Annotated in this window: 19 protein-coding genes; 6 read left to right on the forward strand and 13 right to left on the reverse strand. The window is 41.7% G+C overall.

The window, feature by feature from the left end:
• Positions 1–54: 54 nt before the first annotated feature.
• On the reverse strand, positions 55–2,637 hold the full coding sequence (gene mutS / locus J0X13_RS12955) for a DNA mismatch repair protein MutS (RefSeq protein ID WP_207072061.1): 2,583 nt from the start codon (positions 2,635–2,637) through the stop codon (positions 55–57).
• 147 nt (positions 2,638–2,784) lie between these two features.
• Between mutS and J0X13_RS12960 the strand changes: the two genes are divergently transcribed.
• Entirely contained in the window at positions 2,785–3,324 is a 540-nt protein-coding gene (locus J0X13_RS12960; protein WP_207071825.1) for an RNA methyltransferase, read from the forward strand.
• 115 nt (positions 3,325–3,439) lie between these two features.
• Here the strand turns inward: J0X13_RS12960 and folK are convergent, their stop codons facing one another.
• The gene (folK, locus tag J0X13_RS12965) at positions 3,440–4,585 is read right to left on the reverse strand and encodes a 2-amino-4-hydroxy-6-hydroxymethyldihydropteridine diphosphokinase (RefSeq protein ID WP_207071826.1); all 1,146 of its coding nucleotides are present in this window, start codon (positions 4,583–4,585) and stop codon (positions 3,440–3,442) included.
• A 69-nt stretch (positions 4,586–4,654) separates the two neighbouring features.
• On the opposite strand from folK, the gene sppA reads away from it, so the two are divergent.
• Genes sppA through J0X13_RS12980 form a run of 3 tightly spaced genes read left to right on the forward strand, consistent with a single transcriptional unit; the run spans position 4,655 to position 9,899 of the window.
• Positions 4,655–6,415, forward strand: a complete 1,761-nt coding sequence (gene sppA, locus J0X13_RS12970) for a signal peptide peptidase SppA (protein ID WP_207071827.1) — start codon at positions 4,655–4,657, stop codon at positions 6,413–6,415.
• Positions 6,416–6,455: 40 nt separating this feature from the next.
• Complete coding sequence (locus J0X13_RS12975) at positions 6,456–7,163, forward strand: queuosine precursor transporter (RefSeq protein ID WP_207071828.1); 708 nt, start codon at positions 6,456–6,458, stop codon at positions 7,161–7,163.
• A gap of 36 nt (positions 7,164–7,199) precedes the next feature.
• Positions 7,200–9,899 carry an AsmA family protein gene (locus tag J0X13_RS12980; protein ID WP_207071829.1) on the forward strand — a complete coding sequence of 900 codons (2,700 nt, stop codon included), beginning with the start codon at positions 7,200–7,202 and terminating at the stop codon, positions 9,897–9,899.
• A 31-nt stretch (positions 9,900–9,930) separates the two neighbouring features.
• On the opposite strand, the gene J0X13_RS12985 is transcribed toward J0X13_RS12980, so the two are convergent.
• From J0X13_RS12985 to J0X13_RS13000, 4 genes are all read right to left on the reverse strand, one after another.
• Complete coding sequence (locus tag J0X13_RS12985) at positions 9,931–10,698, reverse strand: DUF6090 family protein (protein ID WP_207071830.1); 768 nt, start codon at positions 10,696–10,698, stop codon at positions 9,931–9,933.
• Between the two features lie 36 nt (positions 10,699–10,734).
• Positions 10,735–12,069 carry a YfcC family protein gene (locus tag J0X13_RS12990; RefSeq protein WP_207071831.1) on the reverse strand — a complete coding sequence of 445 codons (1,335 nt, stop codon included), beginning with the start codon at positions 12,067–12,069 and terminating at the stop codon, positions 10,735–10,737.
• 99 nt (positions 12,070–12,168) lie between these two features.
• Entirely contained in the window at positions 12,169–13,449 is a 1,281-nt protein-coding gene (locus J0X13_RS12995; RefSeq protein ID WP_207071832.1) for an APC family permease, read from the reverse strand.
• 49 nt (positions 13,450–13,498) lie between these two features.
• Complete coding sequence (locus J0X13_RS13000; RefSeq protein ID WP_207071833.1) at positions 13,499–14,293, reverse strand: DUF2797 domain-containing protein; 795 nt, start codon at positions 14,291–14,293, stop codon at positions 13,499–13,501.
• 98 nt (positions 14,294–14,391) lie between these two features.
• On the opposite strand from J0X13_RS13000, the gene J0X13_RS13005 reads away from it, so the two are divergent.
• Both J0X13_RS13005 and J0X13_RS13010 read left to right on the forward strand, forming a co-directional pair.
• On the forward strand, positions 14,392–15,903 hold the full coding sequence (locus J0X13_RS13005; protein ID WP_207071834.1) for a GH3 auxin-responsive promoter family protein: 1,512 nt from the start codon (positions 14,392–14,394) through the stop codon (positions 15,901–15,903).
• 176 nt (positions 15,904–16,079) lie between these two features.
• Positions 16,080–16,619, forward strand: coding sequence for a hypothetical protein (locus tag J0X13_RS13010; RefSeq protein WP_242535730.1), 540 nt, complete (start codon positions 16,080–16,082; stop codon positions 16,617–16,619).
• Here J0X13_RS13010 and clpX read toward each other — a convergent pair.
• The 7 genes from clpX to J0X13_RS13045 form a co-directional block, all read right to left on the reverse strand.
• Positions 16,616–17,851: an ATP-dependent Clp protease ATP-binding subunit ClpX gene (gene clpX, locus J0X13_RS13015; RefSeq protein ID WP_207071835.1), complete on the reverse strand. Its 1,236-nt coding sequence runs from the start codon at positions 17,849–17,851 to the stop codon at positions 16,616–16,618. The genes J0X13_RS13010 and clpX overlap by 4 nt on opposite strands.
• An 88-nt stretch (positions 17,852–17,939) precedes the next feature.
• A complete protein-coding gene (gene clpP, locus J0X13_RS13020; RefSeq protein ID WP_207029953.1) occupies positions 17,940–18,617 on the reverse strand; it encodes an ATP-dependent Clp endopeptidase proteolytic subunit ClpP in 678 nt (225 codons plus the stop codon).
• A gap of 90 nt (positions 18,618–18,707) precedes the next feature.
• Positions 18,708–20,030 (reverse strand): trigger factor, encoded by a 1,323-nt coding sequence (gene tig / locus J0X13_RS13025; protein ID WP_207071836.1) that lies wholly within the window; start codon positions 20,028–20,030, stop codon positions 18,708–18,710.
• Positions 20,031–20,129: 99 nt separating this feature from the next.
• Positions 20,130–20,474 carry a phage holin family protein gene (locus J0X13_RS13030; RefSeq protein WP_100817295.1) on the reverse strand — a complete coding sequence of 115 codons (345 nt, stop codon included), beginning with the start codon at positions 20,472–20,474 and terminating at the stop codon, positions 20,130–20,132.
• A gap of 76 nt (positions 20,475–20,550) precedes the next feature.
• On the reverse strand, positions 20,551–22,044 hold the full coding sequence (locus J0X13_RS13035; RefSeq protein WP_207071837.1) for an SGNH/GDSL hydrolase family protein: 1,494 nt from the start codon (positions 22,042–22,044) through the stop codon (positions 20,551–20,553).
• Between the two features lie 135 nt (positions 22,045–22,179).
• A complete protein-coding gene (locus J0X13_RS13040; protein WP_207071838.1) occupies positions 22,180–22,950 on the reverse strand; it encodes an alpha/beta fold hydrolase in 771 nt (256 codons plus the stop codon).
• A complete protein-coding gene (locus J0X13_RS13045) occupies positions 22,950–23,666 on the reverse strand; it encodes a pyridoxine 5'-phosphate synthase (RefSeq protein ID WP_207071839.1) in 717 nt (238 codons plus the stop codon). Before J0X13_RS13045 ends, J0X13_RS13040 begins: the two co-directional genes overlap by 1 nt.
• Positions 23,667–23,707 lie beyond the last annotated feature (41 nt).

The following is a 23,707-nucleotide window of genomic DNA, read 5'->3' on the forward strand; positions in this document are numbered from 1 at the left end:
TTCCCAAGCGCGGATGCAAATTTATAACATTTCTATTAAAATAAAAGAATTTTTTTAGGAAGAAGCCTTTTTCTTTTTTCCAAGCAATCGCTTGATCTCGTTTAATTTCATCAACGCCTCCACAGGAGTCAGGGTATCAATGTCCAAGTGCAAAATTTCCTCCTTGATTTCTTCCAATAAAGGATCGTCCAAATTGAAAAAACTTAACTGCATTTCATTTTGGGTGGCCTGTAGCTTGTCGCTTACTTCTTCACTGGCATGTGATTTTTCAAGTTTTTTAAGGATTTTGTTTGCTTTTTGAATCACCTGTTGGGGCATTCCCGCCATTTTCGCCACGTGTATTCCAAAACTGTGTTCGCTACCTCCAGGCACCAATTTCCGCAAGAAAAGCACATTGTCCTCCAACTCTTTTACCGAAACGTTGTAGTTTTTGATACGGGAAAATGTATTGGTCATATCATTAAGTTCGTGGTAGTGCGTTGCGAACAATGTCTTTGCTTTAGCAGGGTGTTCGTGCAGATATTCCGAAATGCCCCAGGCAATCGAAATCCCATCATAGGTACTGGTTCCACGGCCAATTTCATCCAATAACACCAAACTACGTTCTGAGAGATTGTTCAAAATAGAGGCGGTCTCGTTCATTTCAACCATAAAGGTCGATTCGCCCATCGAAATGTTGTCGCTTGCCCCGACCCTTGTGAATATTTTGTCCACCACACCTAAACTGGCCTCTGCCGCAGGCACAAAACTTCCCATTTGGGCCAATAACACAATAAGTGCGGTTTGCCGTAGCAAGGCCGACTTACCGCTCATATTGGGCCCTGTAATCATAATGATTTGTTGTTCCTCTCGGTTTAAGAGTACATCATTGGTCACATAAGCATCGCCAATGGGCAATTGCTTTTCAATAACAGGGTGCCTGCCTTCCTTAATGTCGATTGTGGTGGAATCATTCACCTCTGGTGCAACATAGTTGTTCTCCTTGGCCAATTGTGCAAACCCCGAAAGGCAGTCCAATTGGGCGATGAGGTATGCATTGAGCTGTACGGGGGCAATATATTCCTGCATCCAAACGAGCAATTGTTCGAAAAGCTGTTGTTCCAGTTGGTAAATCCGTTCTTCGGCCCCCAAAATCTTGGACTCGTATTCCTTTAACTCTTCTGTAATATAACGCTCTGCGTTGACCAAGGTCTGTTTGCGTATCCAGCTTTCGGGAACCTTGTCCTTGTGGGTATTCCTTACCTCGATGTAATAGCCAAATACATTGTTCGATGCAATTTTTAAAGAAGTGATCCCAGTTTCTTTGGTTTCCCTTTCCAGCATTTTGTCGAGATAGTCCTTGCTGGAAAAAGCGAGTCCGCGCAATTCGTCCAATTCTTCGGAATAGCTCTCTGCAATAGTGTTGCCTTTGGCAATGTTGACAGGAGCCTCCTCCTTAAGGACTTCTTTTATTTTTGAGCGGAGTGCGTCACAATCGTTCAAGCGCTCCCCAATATCCTGTAAGGAATCGTTGGTGCTGTTTTGTGCCAGTTGTTTGATGGGGACAACAGCTTCCAATGAATTTTTAAGTTGAACCACCTCTTTGGGATTGATTTTCCCGGTGGCCAATTTGGAAATCAACCGTTCCAGGTCGCCCATTTGTTTGATGTGCCCCTGGATCTTGTTCAGTTGTTCATCTTCATTTTTTAAATAAGACACCACCTGATGTCGTTGATGAATTTTTTCCACATTTTTTAAGGGAAGCGCCAACCACCTCTTCAGCAATCGTCCACCCATTGGGGAAATGGTCTTGTCGATAATGTCCAGCAGGGTGACCGCATTTTGGTGCGAGGAATGGTAAAGCTCCAGATTTCTAATGGTAAAACGGTCCATCCACACATATTCCTCCTCCGCAATTCGCTTAATTTTGTTGATGTGCTGTAATCGGCTGTGCTGTGTCTCGGAGAGGTAGTGCAGTACGGCGCCCGAAGCAATGATTCCGTGATTGAGATGATCTATTCCAAATCCTTTTAGGGTGGTGGTCCCAAAATGATGGTTTAAACTCTCATGGGCATAATCCTCCTGAAAAATCCAATCCTCCAAAAAGAAACTGTGGAACTGGTTGCCGAAGCACTCCACAAAATCCTTTTTATGGTTTTTGGATACCAAGACTTCGTTCGGTGAAAAATTCTGTAGCAGTTTATCCAACTGTTCCACCGAGCCTTCCGAGGTCAAATATTCACCTGTGGAAATATCCAAAAAGGAGATTCCCAATTTGTTGCGTCCAAAATGTACGGCACACAAAAAGTTGTTGCTCTTTGCGTTAAGTATGTCATCGTTTAGGGCAACGCCCGGTGTCACCAATTCTGTTACGCCCCGCTTTACAATGCTTTTCGTTTGTTTGGGGTCTTCCAGCTGGTCGCAAATGGCCACCCGTTGCCCGGCCTTTACCAATTTGGGCAAATAGGTGTTCAAAGAATGATGCGGAAACCCTGCCAATTCGGTCTTGTCTCCCCCATTGTTTCTATGGGTAAGGATGATGCCCAATATTTTGGCGGCCTTCACTGCATCCTCTCCAAAGGTCTCGTAAAAGTCCCCTACGCGGAACAGCAACAGTGCATCAGGATGTTTTACCTTAATGGCATTGTACTGTTGCATCAACGGGGTAACTTTCTTATTCTTTTTCTTGGCTGCCAAAGCGATTTAATTCTGTTACTTTTGCCCAAAATTGGGATGAAAACGAATATATTGTTTTCATCGACCATCAAAAATTTTTGTTGATATTTTCACCCCAATGTTTAAAAAATGAGTCGAAAACTTGAAAATAGCGAGCTGGACCGATTGGATGTGGCCAGTTTTAAGGAGGTCAAAAAATCGCCGATCATTATTATTTTGGACAATGTTCGCAGTTTGAACAATATTGGCTCCGTGTTCCGTACCGCTGATGCTTTTTTGATTCAGAAAATTTATCTGTGCGGCATTACGGCCACTCCTCCACATAAAGATATCCGTAAAACAGCTTTGGGCGCCACCGAAAGTGTAGATTGGGAGTACCGTGAGGATACTTTGGAGTTGGTAGAGGAGTTAAAGCAAAAGGGTATTCAAATCGTGTCTGTTGAACAGGCAGAAAAGGCGGTGATGTTGAATGATTTCCAAATCAATTCGGATGAAACCATTGCTTTGGTTTTTGGTAACGAGGTGAAAGGGGTATCGCAAGAGGTGGTCACGGCCAGTGATACTGTTTTGGAGATTCCCCAATTCGGCACCAAGCATTCCTTGAATATTTCAGTAAGTACGGGGGTAGTGGTTTGGGATGTTTGGTCCAAACAAAACGCTGAAAAATAAAAAAGGCCCTGAAAAACAGGGCCATATATAAAGTCTGAGTTAGTTAGTTTCTCGAATTGAGGTTGCTAATAAAATAAAACCATTCGTTATATCCAAACATTTTCCAAAAATTCTCTTAAATGTTTGATGAAAGTATATTGTCTTCGAGCTTTTCTAAAATGAATTCGTAATCGGCCGGATTATTTACAAAATCGAGTTCGCCCATATCCAGAATTATACTGTTTTGATTGGGGTTGCTCTTGATGAAATCCAAATAGCCCCGATTGATTTTTTCCAAGTAAACAGGGTCGATGTTCTGCTCATAATCACGTCCCCTTTTTTTTATATTGGCCAATAACCGTTCGGTATTTTGATAGAGATACAGGTAAATCTCAGGCTTTTTCACCTCTTTGTACATAAAGCTAAAGACCTTTCGGTATAGATTGTACTCTTCTTTCTGCAGCGTTACCTTGGCAAAGATCAGCGATTTAAAAATGTCGTAATCACTTACCATAAAATTCTTGAAAAGATCAAACTGAGAGGTGTCGTCCATAAATTGCTGATACCTATCGGCCAAAAAGGACATTTCCAAAGGAAATGCATAGCGTGCCTGGTCCTCATAGAATTTGGGGAGAAAGGGGTTGTCCGCAAAACGTTCCAATACCAATTTGGCATTAAAATCACTGGCGATCATTTTGGATAAGGTGGTTTTTCCTGCACCAATATTCCCTTCTATGGCAATCAATTGTAACTGGGAGAATAGTCCGGACCTATCCTTGAACAATTTGTGCTTTGTTTTGGTAAGTTGGCTTTTGTCCCTACACTCCTGTAAAAGGTTACGGGTGTCCTTATGCAGTACTGGATGGTAAAATTGAGGGGCAATATCGCTTAGTGGCTTTAAAACAAACTTCCTATGTTGCATTTTTGGATGGGGAATTACCAAATCATCATTATTGATGATTTCATTGCCATAATAAATGATATCAATGTCCAAGGTACGGGATGTGTACCCGCCATCCACGGAACGAATCCTACCAAAATCCCGTTCAATCTGTAAAATGGTTCCCAATAATTCCAATGGGGCAAGCGGTGTTAAAACGGAAACAACGATGTTAAGGAACTGATCTCCTTCAAAACCTAGGGCGGGGGTTTCGTACACCGAGGAAATATCCAAGATTTTTCCTGCTTTTTCCTGTAAACGAAAAATGGCTTTTTGGAGGTTCGCAAGACGATTTCCCAAATTGCTGCCCAAAGAAAGATATACCTTTTGTTTTGTGACCATAATCGAAGAAACAAAGTAAACAAAACAATACTACAATGGTTATATTTGAAGCGTATTAAATTTTATTGAATGAAGTTTTTAAGAAACCTACTTGCCTCAATTTTGGGGAGCTTAGTGGCATTTATGATAGTCGTTGGCATGTTCTTCATATTTATGGCCCTAATTGGTAGTGCGGATGATGGTGTCGTGGTTAAGAAAAACTCTGTGTTGGAACTTAGTTTTGTTGCACCTATTCTGGATTATACGGGAAAAGATGAAACTGACCCTTTTGCTGCCTTTGGGGGTGTTGAACTCGGTCTGGATGAGATTTTGCACGCTATTGAAGTAGCAAAGAACGATGATAATATTGAAGGTATTAGCCTTACAACGGGGTTTTTACAGGCCGGAGTTGCACAGACCCGCGAAATACGAAAGGCTTTGTTGGATTTTAAATCCACAGGCAAGTTTGTCTTGGCCCACGCCGATGTCTATGCGCAAAGGGATTATTATTTGGCCAGTGCAGCGGATGAGGTGTATGTTAACCCTGTTGGTGTTCTGGATTTTAAGGGACTGGCTACGGAAGTGCTTTTTTATAAAGAGCTGCAGGAAAAATCCGGGATAAAAATGGAGGTCATTCGCCATGGTAAGTATAAAAGTGCTGTTGAGCCCTTTCTTTCCGATACGATGAGCGAGGAGAACCGCACCCAAATAAAGGAATTGATTACTTCTATCTGGAGCGTTATCGTGGATGATATTTCCGAATCCAGAAACATTACGCCCCAAAACTTGAACATAATTGCTGACACCCTTGGAGGAAGAACCCCGGAGTACGCTGTTGCCTCAGGTCTGTTGGATGGTACCTTATATTTTGATCAATACGAGAACTTGCTCAAGGAAAAAATCGGGTTGAGCGAAGATGACGAATTGAATTATGTTGGGCTTATGGACTACGTGCAAAAGGCCAACAAAAGAAAAATCCATAAAGGCTCCGATAAAATCGCCGTTATTTACGCCCAAGGAGAAATTTTGGGCGGTGAAGGCGGAAAAAATTATATAGGACAAGGCCTTATTGTGGATGCATTGCACAAAGCTTTGGACAATGAGCGCGTAAAAGCCATTGTGCTTCGGGTGAATTCTCCGGGAGGCAGTGCTTTGGTCTCCGATATCATTTGGAGGGAAATGCAACTGGCCAAAGAAGAAAAGCCACTGGTGGTTTCTTTTGGCAATGTGGCGGCCTCAGGCGGTTATTATATTGGGGTAGGGGGCGATATGATTTTTGCAGAGCCTACTACCATAACCGGCTCCATAGGAGTTTTTGGAACTATTCCGAACGTGAACCAACTGGCAGATAATATTGGCATAAATGCCGAACAGGTAGGTACCAACCAAAACTCGGTGGATTATTCATTTTTTGAACCCATGACCGATTCCTTTCGCAGCGTAATGCAGGAGAGTATCGAGGAAACCTACGAAACCTTTTTGGATCGGGTGGCCCAGGGCCGAAACATGTCGGTCGAACGTGTTAACGAAGTGGCACAAGGCAGGGTTTGGAGCGGGGTGGATGCCCAAGCACTTGGTCTGGTGGACGAACTGGGCACCTTGGATGATGCCATTGCAGCGGCAGCAGAAATGGCCGGAGTGGAAGACTATGGGATTAGAAAATATCCCAAATACAAATCCGATTTTGAACGGTTTATGGAAGACTTTGGGTCGATAAAGACCAAAATTGGGAAATCCATTATTCAAGAGGAGATAGGAACCGAGGCCTATGAGGTTTTAAAGGAGTTCAAACAATTTACCAAACAAAAGGGTGTCCAGGCTAAAATGCCCTTTAGCTTAACTATTAAATAGATTGCCATAATAGTTCCTTCTAGGGGCTTTTAAGACACATATGACGCAAAAGGACAAGAAGTTAGCATTTTCCATATATCTGTATCTCGGGGCATTGTTCATCACCTCTTTGGTGGTGTCCAATCTTATCTTTCAAAAATTTTTCTCTTGGAACCCCTTTGGAGAGGTCACTGTATTTGGAGCTCCGCTTTTTGAACTTTCTGTGGGTATTCTGCCCTATCCCATAACTTTTTTGATTACTGATTTGGTCTCTGAAATCTATGGCCAGAAAAAAGCCAATCAGGTCGTTACCGCTGGGATTTTCGCCTCATTTTTCTCGATGGGCATCATTTTGATCGCCAACTATTCCAGTGCTATCCCCACATCACCTGTAGATGACGCTACCTTCACAACCGTGTTTGGTTTGTCACCTTTGGGAGTTTTGGCCTCCATGTTGGCTTATTTGGGAGCTCAGTATATCGATATCACCATTTATCATTTTTGGAAACGGGTAACCAATGGAAGGATGCTGTGGCTCAGGAATAATTTTTCGACTTTTTCGTCCCAGTTTATAGACACTTTTACGGTGGTGGGACTCTTATGTATTTTTGGAGTGCTACCTTGGGACAAATTCTACGGATTACTGATCAGCGGTGTGATTTTTAAGATAATGATCGCGCTTCTCGACACCCCTTTGCTCTATTTCTTCGTATATCTAATGCGAAAAAGATTTAACTTAAAAATAGGGGAAGAAATTTCTTTGGATTGACAACTTCTCCTTTAATTTGTTGTAAAACATACAAGTATGAAGAAAAAAGTCCTGAAAATTACCGGAATAACCCTACTTATCCTACTAGCAATCGTAATTGCCGTCCCTCTATTTCTTCAAGGTAAAATTGAAGATGTCATCAAGACCAAAGTCAACAATAGCATCAATGCCACTTTGGATTTTGAAGAAGCAGACCTTAGTCTCCTCAGAAGTTTTCCAAATGCAAATGTGGAATTGACCAAGCTTTCATTGGTCAACAAGTCCCCTTTTGAAGGAGATACTTTGTTTGCCTCTTCCAAAATAGCATTGTCGTTGGCCATTAAGGAATTATTCAAATCCGCGGATGAGCCGATTGTCATCAAAACCTTGAACATTGATGGTGCTAAGCTGCACATAAAGGCGGACGCAGAGGGTAATGCCAATTACGATATTGCAAAGGAAAGTGAAGCATCAACTTCAACACCATCTGAAGAATCCAGTGAAAACTTCACCTTGAACATGGATTCGTATGCCATTACCAATTCAACAATTATTTACGAAGATTTGGGCAGCGGGATGCTTTTGGACATATCCGAGATGAATCATTCTGGAACCGGTGACCTGTCTTTGGAGAAATCAGAATTAAAAACACTGACCGATGCCCTGGTGTCCTTTGAGATGGACAGCACCCAATACTTGAACAAGAACAAAATCAATTTGGATGCCCTAATTGGTATTGATTTGAGCGAGAACAAATACACCTTTTTGGAGAACAAAGCCCTTGTGAACCAATTGCCTTTGGTCTTTGACGGTTTTGTAAAAGTAAACGAGGACAATCAGGAAGTGGACATTACATTTAAAACGCCATCCTCCGATTTTAAAAACTTTTTGGCCGTGATTCCCGAAGCCTACGCCTCCAATATTGAGAACGTGGAAACAACCGGAAATTTTGAAGTGAAAGGGGAGTTCAAGGGCGTGGTCGATGACGAACATATCCCAACTTTCAAAATCGCCATCAACTCTGAAAATGCATCCTTCAAATATCCTGATTTGCCCAAATCGGTGCGTAATGTGTATATCGATACCGAAATCAATAACGAGACAGGCATTACGGAGGACACCTACGTCAACATCAATAGGCTCTCTTTTATTATCGATGAGGATAAGTTCAACCTGAATGCCAAGATCAGGGAATTGATGGGCAACACCAAGGTAAATGCCCATATGGACGGACGAATTAACTTGGCAAACATTTCAAAAGCTTACCCTGTGCCGAACGGCTATAACCTTAAAGGGGTTTTAAATGCCGACGTAACCACGGCTTTTGATATGGCTTCTTTGGAGAAAAAGCAATACCAGAATACCACAACAAGCGGAAAGGCATCCGTTTCCGGTTTCGAGTATGCTTCGGAGGAGCTTAAAAATCCTGTCGCCATCAATGCGGCAGCCGTTACGTTTAACCCGAACACCGTAACCCTGGATTCCTTCAAAGGGAAAACGGGAAGCACTGATTTTGACGCCAAGGGAACGCTCGCCAATTTGCTGGGCTTTATGTTCAATGATGAAAATATTGAAGGAAGGTTTACATTGAACTCGAATCACTTTGCATTGAATGATTTTATGGTCGAGGAAACCGAAGAAGCTCCTGAGTCCACAGAAGAAGAAACAGGTTCCACCGCAAAAGGTGAGGAGCGCATAAAAATCCCTTCGTTTTTGGATTGCACTGTGGAAGCTACTGCCAATACGGTCGTCTATGATAACCTTAACCTAAAAAACGTAAAGGGAACCTTGATCATCAAAGATGAAACGGCTACCGTAAAAAATCTCACCTCGGACTTATTCGGTGGTACCTTGGGATTATCGGGAGCAGTATCCACCAAGCAAGAGAATTCCACATTCGACCTTAATCTTGGTATGAACAATTTTAATATAGGGGAATCCTTTGCAGGTTTGGAATTGTTCAAGGTATTAACGCCTTTGGCCAGTGCACTGCAGGGCAAACTAAATTCCGATATTAAGATTGCAGGTAACCTTAAAGATGATTTTACGCCAAACTTGGCCACCATATCCGGGAACTTGCTGGCGGAACTATTGTCCCCAAAATTGGATGCTCAAAAAGCACCGTTGGTTTCTTCTTTGGACAGTAAGCTGAACTTTTTGGATACCGAGCAAATTAATTTGGACGGGCTCAAAACGGCATTGACTTTTGATAACGGAGCGGTAAAGGTGAAACCCTTCACTTTAAAGTACAAGGATATCAATATTAACGTTGATGGTAGCCATACCTTTGACAAACAAATGCAATACAAGGCAACCTTGGATGTTCCGGCCAAATATTTGGGTGCTGAGGTAAACAAATTGATTGCCCAGATGAACGACCAAAGCATGGGGGAGGTGACCGTTCCGGTTACGGCCAATATTGGGGGTAGTTTTGCAAATCCATCCGTTAGTACCGACCTAACATCAAGTGTAAAGACCTTGACCTCCAAATTAGTGGAAATGCAAAAGAACAAATTGGTGAACCAGGGCAAGGATAAAGCCAAAGATCTTTTATCAGATGTCTTTAAAAAGGAGGAGAGCGATACCACCAAGACTAAATCGAGTGGCGTAAAAGAGGCCATTGGCAATATACTGGGAGGAAAGAAGGACACCGTAACAACGGATACGAGCAAAACAGAAAAGGATGAGGTGAAAAATGCAGCCAAATCCATTTTGGGCGGACTGCTCGGCAAAAAGAAAAAAGATACCGTAAACTAAAAAAGTAAGGGCGATTTAAAATCGCCCTTTTTTATTCCTTGATTTCCCCATCAATGGTTTTCAGAATTTCTTCCATGCTTTGCATTAAGGGATTATAATGTGCTGTTTCGGTTTTTATGCTGGTCAGGATGAACATGAGCATATTGTTCTCAAATTCTTTTGATAATAAAATGTCACGATTGCTTGCGCTTTCCGAACTCACAGGAAGTCCTAGTTCCTTGGAAACCCCTGTTAGGTCGTAGATGGTTTTAATGCTGTTTTTTTCGGTGCGAAACATATCAATAATCTTATTCCTTTCTTTGTCCAACATTGTTTCCTGTTGGGAAATGTCTTCTATATTCGAGATCCAATTGGTCAGCAAAATCCGCAAACGTGGATTGGAGATATCCTTCAAACTTCCCGAATTGATCATTTCTTCCAATAAGGAGTTGTTCGGATTGAAAGAAATGTCAAAGGCAAAAGCATTGTACAATAAGTTGGCAAGTTCCTGTTCGTTGAGTAAAGCATCCGGGTTTTCCATGTAGGCCACAATTTTTTTGGAATCCTCATAGCTTTGCTTGTTGAATGTAATGAGTTCTTTTAATTTGATTTTACTGGTTCTGAATTCATCTCTCAGGCCGATAAGGTAAATCTGTTCTTTCTCTCTTTTGATGCTTTGATCATTGGCATTGTCGATGGCCAAGGCAATCAGGATGCCTATGACTACCAATACAATCTCCCCTATGGCGTATAAAATGTAATTGCTGACTTTTTTATCGGCAATCAATTCCTTTCTTACTTTTCTAAAAAACTTGAGCATGGTCGGTTATTCGGATATGGTTCTACCTCATAAATACTAGTTATAGCCTGTAGCTACGGCAAATATAATGGTGAATGCCCCAATCAACAGCATGAGCAAGGTAGGTTTTAGCGCAAATTTGAACCATTTGTTATAGGGTATTTTTGCTAGGGCAATTACAGCCATTAATGCACCATTGGTGGGAACGATCATATCCGCCATTATAGCTCCGTATTGATAGGCCAATACACAAATTTGACGGGATAATCCGATTAAATCGGATAAAGGGACCAATATGGGAAGGGTTAAAACTGCCTGTCCGGAATAACTGGGTACAGGAAAATGCAGTAGGGTATGTGAAACCATCATAAGTACTCCGGATACCGCTGGGGGAAAATTTTGTAGAGGACCAAAGAGACCATAAACAATGCTGTCCATGACCATTCCTTTGGTCAACAAAATGGAAATACTATTGGCCAAACCGATTACGATGCTGGCAAATACCATTTCTTTCATCCCTGCAATATAGGTTTCGCCAGTTTTGTTCCAGCCCATTTTTGCGATCAGTCCACATACAATGCCAAGAGCAAAAAAGCAACCGGACATCTCACTAAATCCCCATTCAAACTGAATAATTCCAAAAATCACGATGGAAAAAGTTGTACCCAACAGCAGTAGGATTATTTTGTTGCTTTGGCTTAATGAGTTGCCCTGTGAAGGCATTTTTACTTTTTCTATCCTATTGTTCTTGGCATAATAAAGAAGATAAAGTATCCAAACGATCGATGCTATCAAAAGCACAATAAGTCGCAACGAACTACCGGAAAGTAAAGGTAGTGCAGCCTCTTTCTGTGCCAAAATAACCCCAAAGGGATTGGAAGCGCCAAAGGAACTGCCAACAACCGTGGAACCATAACTGGCAAAGAGCATGGTAAAACCATTATATCCCAAACTCTTGCCAAATAATAGAAGAATAGGGGTCAGGGCGACCACTTCTTCTTGAAGACCAATGGTTGCTCCCCCTGCTATAAAAAGTGTCGCTAGAAGTATTAAGGCCAGGCCTTCTTTACCCTCAAGGGAAGAAACTAATTTTACCAGTCCTTGGTTAAAGGCCCCTGTTCTTTCAATGAGGTAAAAACAACCTCCGATCAAAAGTATAAGAATAATTAGGTCCGCTCTCCCGGAAATTCCTTGGGGAATGGAAACGAGAAGATCGAGAAACGAAGGGCTCTCAGCATCTATTTGTTGGTAAGAATCCTTGACCACCCTTGTAATGCCCGTTTCTTCATCAAGTAATCTTTCATAGGACCCTTGAGGAATCAAATACGTAAATATCCAAGCCATAGCTATAACGCCGAGCAGTATGACGAAGGCATTCGGAAAGTTTTTCATGTAAGGTTGGTTTTAGTGGTTTGGCGGTGGTAAAAACAGATAACCCACTGAAAATAAGCTTTTTTATTGAGTTGTAGCAGAAAAAAAAAGAGGAGAAGGTTAGTGCTCGTTCTTTTTCATTCTCTTATAGATATACTCAATGAAAAAACAGCTTCCGATAATGGCAATGGCAACAATAACCCCCATTCTGTTTGATGAAAACTGTTGCTGTAGTAAGACCATCATGGCAATAAGGCATAGCACAAAGCCGGCGATGGGAATGGACTTTAAACCTTTGGTATCCTTTGAAAGCTTGAAGCCAACATAGTTGACCGTTGCAAAAACCAACAGAAAGCCAACGCTACCCGCCGTTGATATACTTTCCAATTCCAAGGTGTTGGTCAGGACCAGTGTTAGAATCGCGGTTATGAGAAGCCCAATGGGTTGGTTCCATAATTGGTAGGTGAATTGGTGTGGAAGTTCATCTTCCTCCGCAATTTCATAACTCACCCGGCTTCCGCCATAAATGGAAGCGTTAATAGCAGAGAAAGTGGAAATGAGGGCAGCAATGGTGATGATAGTAAAGCCAGCTTGCCCTAACATGGGTTTGGCGGCCTCCGCCAATACATAATCTTCGGCAGTCTTGATGGTATCAAAAGGAAGTGACCCCACAGTGACCACGGCTATAATGATATACAAAAGCACCACAAAAATGATGGAAATATAGTAGGCTCTGGGAATGTTCTTCTCTGGATTTTCGATGTCCGGAGCCGAGTTGGCAATAAGCTCAAAACCTTCATAGGCCACAAAAATTACCATGCCCCCGGTCAATAGCTGCAAGGGGGCTTCCCAGTTTTCGGGAGATAATTGCTCCAGATTGGGATTACCTATCAAACCATACAAACCAACACCGATAAAGGAAATCAGAATAACCAATTTAATGATTACGGCATAGGATTCTATCATACCCACCACCTTGATGCTATAATAATTGATAATGGAAGCCAATACAATGATAGCGCTTGCATAGATATGAAAATCCAGTTCGCTACCGGTTATCGGAACCAAGTTGGGCGCATAGGAGCCAAAGGCCGAAGCATAAAGAGATAGCATAATGATATAACTTACCCAAAGCAAATTATTTATGCCACCACTAAATACAGTTCTCCCGAACCCTTGGTTGATGAATTTTACCGTACCGCCCCTGTCGGCATATTTTTTTGAAAGCTTTACATAACTATAGGAAGTGATCAGTGCCAAGATCCCTGCAAAAAGAAAGGCTAAGGGCGTCCCACCTTTGGACAGGGTCACGGCCAACCCTAATACGGCAAAAATACCACCACCCACCATGCCGCCAATTCCAATGGAAATCGCTTCGGTAAGTTTGATTTTTTCGCTCATGCACTGTGTTTGTTGAGGTTAGAGGCTTAATGTGCGGGAATCCCGGAACTCAGCTGAAATTTATCCCCACATAATATCCTTCACTTCCTCTTACATTAAATACCGTGTTGTCCTCAAAAATGAGATACTGCCCTTTAATACCCTTAAGCACACCTTTGTAACTTGGTGTTTTGTCCAAATTGAGGCTCTTTACCTTATCGGGATAGCGCAATACGGGAAATTCCAAATGGGTTTCTTCCTTATCATCCAAATAATAATCTATGGCCTCGTCAGGAATGCTCGACTTTAACTTGTTTCGCCATTCCACTAAATCCACATCCTCCAGATCATTTTTCAGCATTTTTTGCCAACTGGTCTTATCGCTTACATGTTCCTTTAAAGCTACTTCGGTAATACCTGCCAAATAACGGTTGGGCACTTCCACGATTTCGATGGCTTCATGCGCTCCTTGGTCTATCCAACGTGTAGGTATTTGCGCTTTACGGGTAACACCCACTTTTATATTGCTGGAATTTGCCAAATATACAATGTGCGGTTGTAGCTGCATCTTTTTTTCAAACTCAAGATCGCGGTCCTCTTTGCCCAAATGGGCAGTGCTCAATTCAGGTTTCATAATCCAGTCACCGGCGCGGGGCGTTTCAAAAAAGCAGGATTTACAAAACCCTTGTCGGTATATAGGTTTATCTTCTCCGCAGTTCAAACATTGGTATTTTATGAAATCTATCTGAAGCTCCTTGTCCAGCCCTTGGTTCATATTGATAAAATCGTTTTCGAAAACCAAAAAATATTGAATGGGGTTTCCTATTTCCGTTCGCATCTTTCTCAGGACTCCTTCGTATAACATATTAAAATGAATGTGTTTATCTTATTTGAAAATGAGTGTTAGAAAAGCTATTTTAGCAGTTACGCCAACCTAAATTTCTTTGGTTAAAGATACCTAAAATGCCAATACCATTATTCAACTCCATAGCTTCTTGGTTATTAAGAAAGCGCTACCATCAAATAGAGCTTTTTTTAAAGTATCCTTTGGATGTGCAGGATGAGGTATTGCGCCAGCTTGTGGACTTTTCCAAAGATACCATGATCGGGAAACAGTACGGATTTCAGGATCTTCCGAAGTACGATGAATTCAGGAACAGGGTGCCCATTGTAACTTATGAGGATATTGCGCCGCTGATCGAGCGAACGCGTAGGGGAGAGCAGAACTTGTTTTGGCCCACTTCCATAAAATGGTTTGCCAAGAGTAGCGGTACCACCAATGCAAAGAGCAAATTTATTCCAGTAAGTACCGAGGCTTTGGAGGATTGCCATTATAAATCCAGCAAGGATTTGTTGTGTTTGTACCTGAACAACAATGAGAATTCCCAATTGTTCACAGGTAAAAGTCTTAGATTGGGCGGAAGCAAGGAACTCTATGAAGACAATGGAACCTTTTTTGGAGATCTCTCCGCCATATTGATCGATAATATGCCGCTATGGGCCGAATATAGCAGTACGCCCAGCAATAAGGTGTCTCTTATGACGGAATGGGAATCTAAACTAGAGGCCATTATTGAGGAAAGCATACGAGAGAATGTAACCAGTTTGGCCGGTGTTCCATCGTGGATGTTGGTTTTGCTCAACCAGGTTTTGGAGAAAACCGGTAAGAACCATTTGTTTGAGGTATGGGAGAATCTGGAGGTATACTTCCATGGAGGAGTTAGTTTTACGCCATATAAAAATCAGTACAAAAAACTGTTGCCCCGAAAAAAGTTCAACTACTACGAAACTTATAATGCCTCTGAAGGATTTTTTGGAATTCAAGACCAAAATAATTCCGATGAGCTATTGCTCATGTTGGACTATGGTATTTTTTATGAATTTATCCCGATTGATGTAAATGGGGAAGGCGACCACGCAATTCCACTTTGGGAGGTTCAATTAGGGATAAACTATGCTATGGTCATTACCACCAATGCAGGACTGTGGCGTTACAAAATCGGGGATACCATCCGATTCACATCCAAAAATCCATATCGTATTAAAATTACAGGGCGAACCAAACATCATATTAATGTATTTGGTGAAGAGCTGATCATTGAAAATGCAGAAGAAGCCCTAAAGCAGGTATGTCTGAAAACCGAGGCAGAGATCATGGATTACACGGCAGCTCCTATTTTTATGACCGGAAAGGAAAAGGGTGCGCACGAATGGATCATTGAGTTTAGGAAACCACCTGAGGATATCGCATACTTCACCGAAATGTTGGACAATGCGCTTAAATCCTTGAATTCCGATTATGAAGCTAAGCGCTACAATAACATTACCCTAAAAATGCCAAAGGTACACGTAGCCCGAGAAAATTTGTTTCATAACTGGCTAAAATCCAAGAATAAATTGGGCGGACAGCACAAAATTCCAAGACTGTCCAATGAGCGTGATTGCATCGAGGAACTACTCCAAATGAATGTTTAATAAAGTAGTATATCCTTTAAATTTGATGTTCATCGAGAGTTTACGAAAACGTTTTCGTAAGTTGCTCCCATTCGTCGTAAAAACGTTTCTTTTGAACAAATAAAAATGGATTTGCAACGTTTATTGATGAAATTCCCCCAATCAAATCTTTATAAACACCAAACCATTAAAAAATCATGGCAGAGAAACTTGTTGTTATTTCAGATAAGTGGGGAGCTAAAAAGGGACTATGGATAGCCTCATATTTTGGTTACCTTCAGCAATATTACGATATCGTGTTCCACGATTGTCAGCAATTGGGGAATGTGGATGTTTCCATCTCTTCAGAAGAAAACATTGATAAGGCCTTTCGTGAAAAAGGGATTGACAGGGCTGTTTCGAACCTAATTAAAAAAGAAACACAAAAAGCCCATTATTTGGCATTCGGAGCGGGTGCAACGGTTGCTTACAAGGCATCTTTAAAGGGATTGCCGGCCAAATCCATAACTGCAATTTCTGCTACGGGGATAGATACGGAGGAAGAAACAGCAGTTTCGGACATACAATTGATTTATGGCGAGTGCGATAAATCAAAACCCAGTTTAAAATGGGCCCAACGTGTAGGAGCCAATCTTAAAATCGTCCCCAATTTTGGACATACTTTATACTCCGACGAAAAAATAATCTCGGAAGTGAGTTTAGAACTACTGGAAAACATCACCAAAAAGGTGATTTAAGAAACTGCCTTTAATTTTTTGACCGTTTCGTAGGATAGTTTTTTCTCTGCGTAGTCCTTGGTTACCTTGAACTCTGTTTCATCACCACTTGGTAATGTAAACATGGCATCGGTAAATACGGCTTCGCACAACGAGCGTAAACCACGTGCCCCAAGTTTATACTCTACCGCTTTTTCAACAATATAATCCAATGCCTGATCGGTAATGGTGAACTTAATGTCATCCATGGCAAACAGTTTTTCATATTGTTTTATGATGGCATTCTTGGGTTCGGTTAAAATGGCGCGGAGCGTTTTGGCATCCAAAGGATTCATGTGGGTAAGTACGGGAAGTCTTCCGATAATTTCCGGAATAAGTCCAAATTCCTTTAAATCCTTTGGTATAATGTACTGAAGGATATTTTCTTGGTCCAGGTTTTCTTCCGCTTTGGATGCACTATACCCAACAGCTTGCATATTCAAACGTTTGGTGATGATACGTTCGATACCATCAAAAGCGCCTCCCGCTACAAATAGAATGTTTTCGGTATTTACCTCGATGAACTTTTGGTCTGGGTGTTTGCGACCTCCTTTAGGTGGGACGTTTACCGTTGTTCCCTCCAAAAGTTTCAGTAATCCTTGCTGTACACCCTCTCCTGAAACATCGCGAGTAATGGAAGGGTTGTCACTTTTACGGGCGATCTTGTCGATTTCATCAATAAAAACTATACCGCGCTCTGCTTTTTCCAAATTGTAATCCGCAGCTTGAAGCAAACGTGTCAAAATGCTTTCCACATCTTCACCTACGTATCCCGCTTCCGTTAAAACAGTAGCATCCACAATGGCCAAGGGTACATTGAGCATTTTGGCTATGGTCTTGGCAATAAGTGTTTTACCCGTACCAGTTTGCCCCACCATAACAATGTTGCTCTTCTGGATTTCTATATCATCATCCTTGCCTTTCGGCTGCAACAATCGTTTGTAGTGGTTGTATACCGCAACGGACATTACTTTTTTGGTTCTTTCCTGTCCAATTACAAAAGTGTCCAAGAAATCGCGGATTTCCATAGGTTTTTTCAAAACCAATTCTGAAGATAGATCCTGATTTTTTGTTTGCTTGGACTCCTCTGCTACAATGCTATGGGCTTGTTCTATACATCTATCGCAAATATGCGCATCAAGGCCGGCAATCAATAAATTGGTTTCCGGTTTTTTCCTTCCACAAAAAGAACATTCCAAATTTTCCTTTGCCATAAAATTTTAATCTTCAACCAACAATAACGTAAATAAAATGGATTTGTTCTATGTTAAGTGGTTGTTTTTTAATCAATTGTGGTGATTCTTACTTCTCTCTGATCAATATTTCGTCAATCATACCATATTCTTTGGCTTCTGGCGCCCTCATCCAAAAATCACGATCACTGTCTTCGTAGACTTTGTCGAAAGTTTGACCTGTATGCTTGGAAATTATTTGATAAAGTTCGTCTTTGATCTTGAGCACTTCTTGGGCTGCAATTTCAATATCACTGGCCTGACCCTGTGCTCCAGACAGTGGTTGATGGATCATTACTCTTGAATGAGGTAACCCACTTCGTTTACCTTCGTGTCCGGCACAAAGTAATACGGCTGCCATGGATGCAGCTATTCCTGTACAAATGGTCGCTACATCAGGTTTTATAAATTGCATGGTGTCGTAAATGCCCAATCCGGCATACACACTTCCCCCTGGGGAGTTAATGTATATTTGAATGTCTTTGGAGGCATCGGCACTTTCCAAGAAAAGCAACTGTGCCTGTACAATATTGGCTACCTGATCATTGATCCCGGTTCCCATAAAAATAATTCTGTCCATCATCAATCTGGAGAAGACATCCATGGCAACAGCGTTCAGTTGTCTTTCCTCGATAATGTTCGGGGTCATGTTCATGGGATACATGGTACTCATGATCTTGTCATAGTACATACTGTTGATACCATGATGTTGGGTAGCGTATTTTTTAAATTCTTTTCCGTAATCCATAGGATTTGACTCGATTTATCTTAAAAAAAAGGTGCCGAAAAACTAGCGTTCCGGCACCGTAAAGATACTTAATTTTCTTTTAGCGAAGCCTTAGCTGTATGCTTCCTTGATGAAGTCGTCATAAGAGACTTCCTTCACCTTGAGGTTGGCCTTTTCTTTATAAAGGTCCAAAAGTTTTTGGCTCATCAACTGTTCGGACAATCTTTTAACTTCGTCCTGATTGCTCATTACTCTGGCGGCAACGCTTTCCAGTTCTTCCTCTTTTGGGTCCAAGTGGCCGTACTGCGCCATTTGGGATTTAATAAATCCTTTGGCGAATTCCTTTAATTCATCAAACTGGACCTGAAGATCGTTTTCTTGGATGATCTTACCTTCGATCAATTGGTAACGAAGTCCCTTTTCTGATTTTTCGAACTCTTCCTTGGCTTCATCTTCTGTCAATGGATTTTCTCCACTGATTTGAATCCACTTTTTCAAAAACTCGGAAGGAAGCTCGAATTTGGTCTCATCAATCAATTTTTCGGTGATATCGTTCAGCAATTTTTGGTCGGCTTGCTGCTCAAACTGTTTCTCCGAATCTTCTTTGATCTTGTCCTTTAATTCCTTTTCCGAAGTTACTTTACCTTCACCGAACAATTTATCAAAAAGTTCTTGGTCCAAAGCAGCTGGTTCTCTTTCATTGATTTCCTCAATGGTAAAGGTTACATCGACTTTAAGGCCATCTGCTTTATCTTTTGCAATGCCCAAAGCGGCAGGAAGCAAATAATCTTCTTTGAAAAGACCTTTTGTGGAAAGGGTAACGGTGTCACCCACTTTTTTTCCAACAAGGGCATCAACAGCCTTTTTGCTCTTGATTTTGTCCATTTCAATGGTTGCCTTGTGGTCGATTTCTTCTTCTTCATTCGCAAAGAAACCGGTAACTTCATCTTTCTTGCCAACTTCTTTCTTGGAGATCAGTTTTCCGTATTGCTTTTGAATACGCTCAACTTGCTCCTCGATCATTTTTTTATCGGCTACAATTTTGTATTGGGTAACCGCTTTTTTAGTCTTCAAGTTTACGTCGAAACTTGGAGCCAGGCCCAATTCAAATTCAAAATCAAGGTTATCTTTGTCCCAATCAAAATCGTCTTGTTGTTTTGGAAGCGGATTGCCCAAAACATCTAATTTTTCTTCTGTAAGGTATTTGTTCAGATTGTCCTGTAGCAATTTGTTTACTTCGTCTACCAGAACAGCTTTGCCATACTGCTTTTTGATAAGCCCCATGGGAACCTGTCCTTTTCTAAAACCAGGAATGTTCGCCTGCTTTCTATAATCCTTTAGGATTTTCTCTACTTTATCCTGATAGTCTTCTTTGCTTATGGCAACCTTTACTACTGCATTAAGATCGTCAATCTGCTCTTTGGTTATATTCATTTCCTACCTAATTTGCTTTCTAAAAATGGGATGCAAAAGTAACTCTTTTTTGTGTTGCTGACAAGTTTTTAAACCCTTGACTTTCAAACAAAATGATTTCTATTGGTCTTCTTTTAAAATGGAGTGCAAAATGGCTTGCAAAAATGCCAGTAGTAGACTGAAAATTATGGCCCACCAAAAACCACTCACATAAAACCCGTCAATGAGGTTTGCAGCTAACAAAATTATTATTGCATTGATCACCAAAAGAAAAAGCCCCAAGGTAAGTACAGTAATGGGTAAGGTAAGAATAACCAAAATGGGTTTTACCAAAAAGTTGAGTACACTAAGCACGATGGCAACTATTATTGCGGTTAGCATTGAATCTACGCCTACCCCCGGTAATACATAGGAAAGTATAACAACCGCGAGTGCATTTAACAATAATCTTATTATAAGTTTCATGGGTATGTTTAAGGTTTTATGAATAAAAAAAGGCACCGAGTTTCGGTGCCTTTAAGATAAAGAAAATAATGTTTGTTTAGTCAATATAAAGTCCAGTGTAATCCAATGGATTAACGCCGGGCAAATTCGAATTGTATTTTTCGTTGATGGCATCAATGAAGGCATTGGCCACAATGGCATAGCCTCTTGGTGCTGGGTGAACACCATCTAGGGAAAATCCTCCTCCCGTAGCAAACTCTGCGGTAACAACGCTACCGTCACTTAGTGGTACACCATTGGTGTTCAGGTTGCTCAACAATGCATTGGCATCAACAAATGCAAGGTCGTAGGAGGTAGCCAAACCGGCGATAGTTTGATTAAAAGTATTCAGTGCAGTTTCTACAATGGCCTGTTCTTCCGGTGTCAATACCCATTGGTCGGCCAAAGGGACACCAACTCCATTCACCGAAGCTGGATTATTGGGGTCGGCTAACGTTCCTATAAAAGAGCTAGCGGTAAGTACCAAAAGGTCATCTGCCGTAGCTTGTCTCAGGTTGTCCAATCCATAAGCGCTTAAGTCGGTAAGGTCTTCGTCCAGAATCACCACAGCATTTCCCTCACCAGCTGAAAAAGTGATAGTTCGTTTTGCCACTTCCTCCGCTGAAATAAGGCCAAGTCCCTGCAATTGCATCAAACCTGCATTATAGGCACCATATGCTTCCATGCTGTTTAAAGAGGCTGCAGTTGCTTCATCCAATGGAATTGGGTTGTGTGGTACCGTTGTGAAATAAGGTAGATCCGTTAAATTGGGTAAATTGGCAATAACACCTTTGGCTCCATTGGCGGTCATGGCGCCCAACACACCGTTGATTGCACCTGCAAAAAGGGTTGGATCAGTTATATCTTCCCTGGCATAGGTGGTTGCGTCAGGGTTTCCTGCCTGATTAACGCCGGTGCCTCCTCCTACGGCATAAAGTAGGATATCGTTGGAGCCTGCCCATAAAGTGAAAAAAGTAGCACCTTGTGATGCAGCATCATCAACTATTCTAGTAGATTCAGATGATGAAAACCTAGCGAAATAAGGGTTGGCTGTGCCCATTGCAACGCCGGCCACGCTTCCATATCCCGGTGCCAATAATTCATAACTTTTTGTGCCTGGCACTCCCATATTGTTAAAAGGACCAGATAATTTGTTGGAGACCTCAGTGGCCGGTGTTCCTGAAACTGGCACGGGAGCAGGGCTTTCGCCAAGAAAAGACAGAATTAATCTATTGTCTGTAATTTGGTTTCCTGCCAATGTCATGCCGCCCAAATTGTCCGCCATAAAAGGAATCGAAAAGTCCCCTCCGCCAACTAGTGCAAAATTACTGGCCAACATATTGGGGAATGATGCTTCCTGGCCTGCAATAAAAAGGGCATTGTCGGAGTACCCTGCAGTAAGAGAGCTACCCACAGCTACATATTTGCTAAAATCTGCAGAGCCGGCCGTATATTCGGGAGTTGGTTCGGGAGTTTCAATTATTGGGGTGTCATCTTCGCATGCAATCAAGAATAAGCCTAAAAATGGAAGTAAGGCATAAAACTTTTTCATATCAAATAATCTGTTTCAGTTAGTCTATGTTAATTCTTATGGTAAACCGGAATGAATCAAATCTATATCAAATTTATCATACAGACAATTAAAAGGGTGAAAAAATTATGCATGCATAATAAAAAGGGGTGAATTTTAAGAATTCAGAAACGTAAAGCTCTTCTCGTAGAACTGTTTCGGGTTCTCCGCGTGCAACCAATGCCCTGCTTTATCAATGGTTTCGATCTCAGCATTTGGAAAATGTCTTTTAATTTCGGCAAAGTCATTAGGTTGTATATACTCCGAACGGTCACCACGTAAAAAGAGGGCGGGACCATCATAAATGGCATTGGGGAATATGTTTTCACCGATTTCCTCCATGCGGTTTTTGAGCACATCAAAATTAAAGCGAAATCCTAATTTTTCTTTTTCTACCCAATAGAGGTTTTTGAGTAAAAACTGTCGAATTCCCCTGTCCTTTATATGTTTGGCCAATTCTTCGTCAGCCTGACGCCTGTCCGAAATTTGGTTAAAATCCAAATGAGAAAGACCGTTGAAGATGAAATCGTGATGCGGGGGATAATATTTTGGCGCAATGTCCGCGATAATCAGTTTTTTCACCCTGTCCGGATGTGTAGTGGCCAATTGCATGGCTGTTTTCCCTCCCATGGAGTGTCCCATTACATAGGCGGAATCTATATTATGATGATTCATGTAGTTGATGACATCATCGCTCAATACATCATAATTGAACTCATCGGAATGAAAACTTTTTCCGTGGTTGCGCTGATCTATCAGATGAACTTGAAAGCCATTTTCGGCATATTGGGTGCCTAGGGTTTTCCAGTTGTCGGACATGCCCAAAAAACCGTGAAGTATGATGAAAGGTTGCCCTTCGCCCAATATTTTTGAATGCAGTATCTCCATTATTTCAATCGATGTAAGTACATGTTCACCACATTTTCGAGGCCCAGATAAATGGATTCGCAAATTAGGGCGTGTCCAATGGAAACCTCCAATAAGTGCGGAATGTGTTCTTTGAAAAATTTGATATTGTCCAGACTAAGGTCGTGTCCTGCATTGAGGCCAAGGCCAACTTCGTGTGCCATTTTGGCTGCCTCGACAAATGGGGCAATACCACCTTTTTTGTTGCCTTTGGCAAACTCATCGGCAAAACTTTCCGTGTAGAGTTCCACGCGGTCGGTCCCTGTTGCCGCGGCCCCTTTGACCATTTCCACGTCGGGGTCCACAAAAATAGAGGTACGGATGCCATTTTCCTTGAAGGTTTTGATGACATCCACCAAAAAATCCTTGTGCTTTATGGTGTCCCAACCAGCGTTGGAGGTAATGGCATCTTCGGCATCGGGCACCAAAGTAACCTGTGTGGGCTTTACTTCGAGTACCAGGTCAACGAATTTGGGTATGGGATTCCCCTCGATATTGAATTCTGTAGTCACTACTTTTTTGAGGTCCCTTGCATCTTGGTAACGGATGTGCCTTTCGTCAGGTCGTGGGTGAATGGTAATGCCCTGCGCACCAAAAGATTCAATGTCCTTGGTGGAAGTAATCAAGTTGGGTACGTTGCCGCCCCTGGAATTTCTTAAAGTTGCCAGTTTATTTATGTTGACACTCAACTTTGTCATGGAGTTCTTTTTTAGATTGTCAAAAATAAGAATTCGGCATG

This window comes from [Muricauda] lutisoli (nom. illeg.) (assembly GCF_017313105.1).
Classification (GTDB): domain Bacteria; phylum Bacteroidota; class Bacteroidia; order Flavobacteriales; family Flavobacteriaceae; genus Flagellimonas; species Flagellimonas lutisoli.

Excerpts from the sequence above, each read along its gene's own strand:
- J0X13_RS13000 (WP_207071833.1), bottom strand. The coding sequence starts at position 14,293 with ATGTTATACGAAGGAGTCCTGAGAAAGATGCGAACGGAAATAGGAAAC.
- J0X13_RS12995 (WP_207071832.1), bottom strand. The coding sequence starts at position 13,449 with ATGAGCGAAAAAATCAAACTTACCGAAGCGATTTCCATTGGAATTGGC.
- J0X13_RS12975 (WP_207071828.1), top strand. The coding sequence starts at position 6,456 with ATGACGCAAAAGGACAAGAAGTTAGCATTTTCCATATATCTGTATCTC.
- J0X13_RS13010 (WP_242535730.1), top strand. The coding sequence starts at position 16,080 with ATGGCAGAGAAACTTGTTGTTATTTCAGATAAGTGGGGAGCTAAAAAG.
- J0X13_RS13030 (WP_100817295.1), bottom strand. The coding sequence starts at position 20,474 with ATGAAACTTATAATAAGATTATTGTTAAATGCACTCGCGGTTGTTATA.
- J0X13_RS12990 (WP_207071831.1), bottom strand. The coding sequence starts at position 12,069 with ATGAAAAACTTTCCGAATGCCTTCGTCATACTGCTCGGCGTTATAGCT.
- clpP (WP_207029953.1), bottom strand. The coding sequence starts at position 18,617 with ATGGATTACGGAAAAGAATTTAAAAAATACGCTACCCAACATCATGGT.
- mutS (WP_207072061.1), bottom strand. The coding sequence starts at position 2,637 with ATGCAACAGTACAATGCCATTAAGGTAAAACATCCTGATGCACTGTTG.
- J0X13_RS12985 (WP_207071830.1), bottom strand. The coding sequence starts at position 10,698 with ATGCTCAAGTTTTTTAGAAAAGTAAGAAAGGAATTGATTGCCGATAAA.
- sppA (WP_207071827.1), top strand. The coding sequence starts at position 4,655 with ATGAAGTTTTTAAGAAACCTACTTGCCTCAATTTTGGGGAGCTTAGTG.
- folK (WP_207071826.1), bottom strand. The coding sequence starts at position 4,585 with ATGGTCACAAAACAAAAGGTATATCTTTCTTTGGGCAGCAATTTGGGA.
- J0X13_RS12960 (WP_207071825.1), top strand. The coding sequence starts at position 2,785 with ATGAGTCGAAAACTTGAAAATAGCGAGCTGGACCGATTGGATGTGGCC.
- J0X13_RS12980 (WP_207071829.1), top strand. The coding sequence starts at position 7,200 with ATGAAGAAAAAAGTCCTGAAAATTACCGGAATAACCCTACTTATCCTA.
- J0X13_RS13035 (WP_207071837.1), bottom strand. The coding sequence starts at position 22,044 with ATGAAAAAGTTTTATGCCTTACTTCCATTTTTAGGCTTATTCTTGATT.
- J0X13_RS13005 (WP_207071834.1), top strand. The coding sequence starts at position 14,392 with ATGCCAATACCATTATTCAACTCCATAGCTTCTTGGTTATTAAGAAAG.
- clpX (WP_207071835.1), bottom strand. The coding sequence starts at position 17,851 with ATGGCAAAGGAAAATTTGGAATGTTCTTTTTGTGGAAGGAAAAAACCG.
- J0X13_RS13040 (WP_207071838.1), bottom strand. The coding sequence starts at position 22,950 with ATGGAGATACTGCATTCAAAAATATTGGGCGAAGGGCAACCTTTCATC.
- tig (WP_207071836.1), bottom strand. The coding sequence starts at position 20,030 with ATGAATATAACCAAAGAGCAGATTGACGATCTTAATGCAGTAGTAAAG.
- J0X13_RS13045 (WP_207071839.1), bottom strand. The coding sequence starts at position 23,666 with ATGACAAAGTTGAGTGTCAACATAAATAAACTGGCAACTTTAAGAAAT.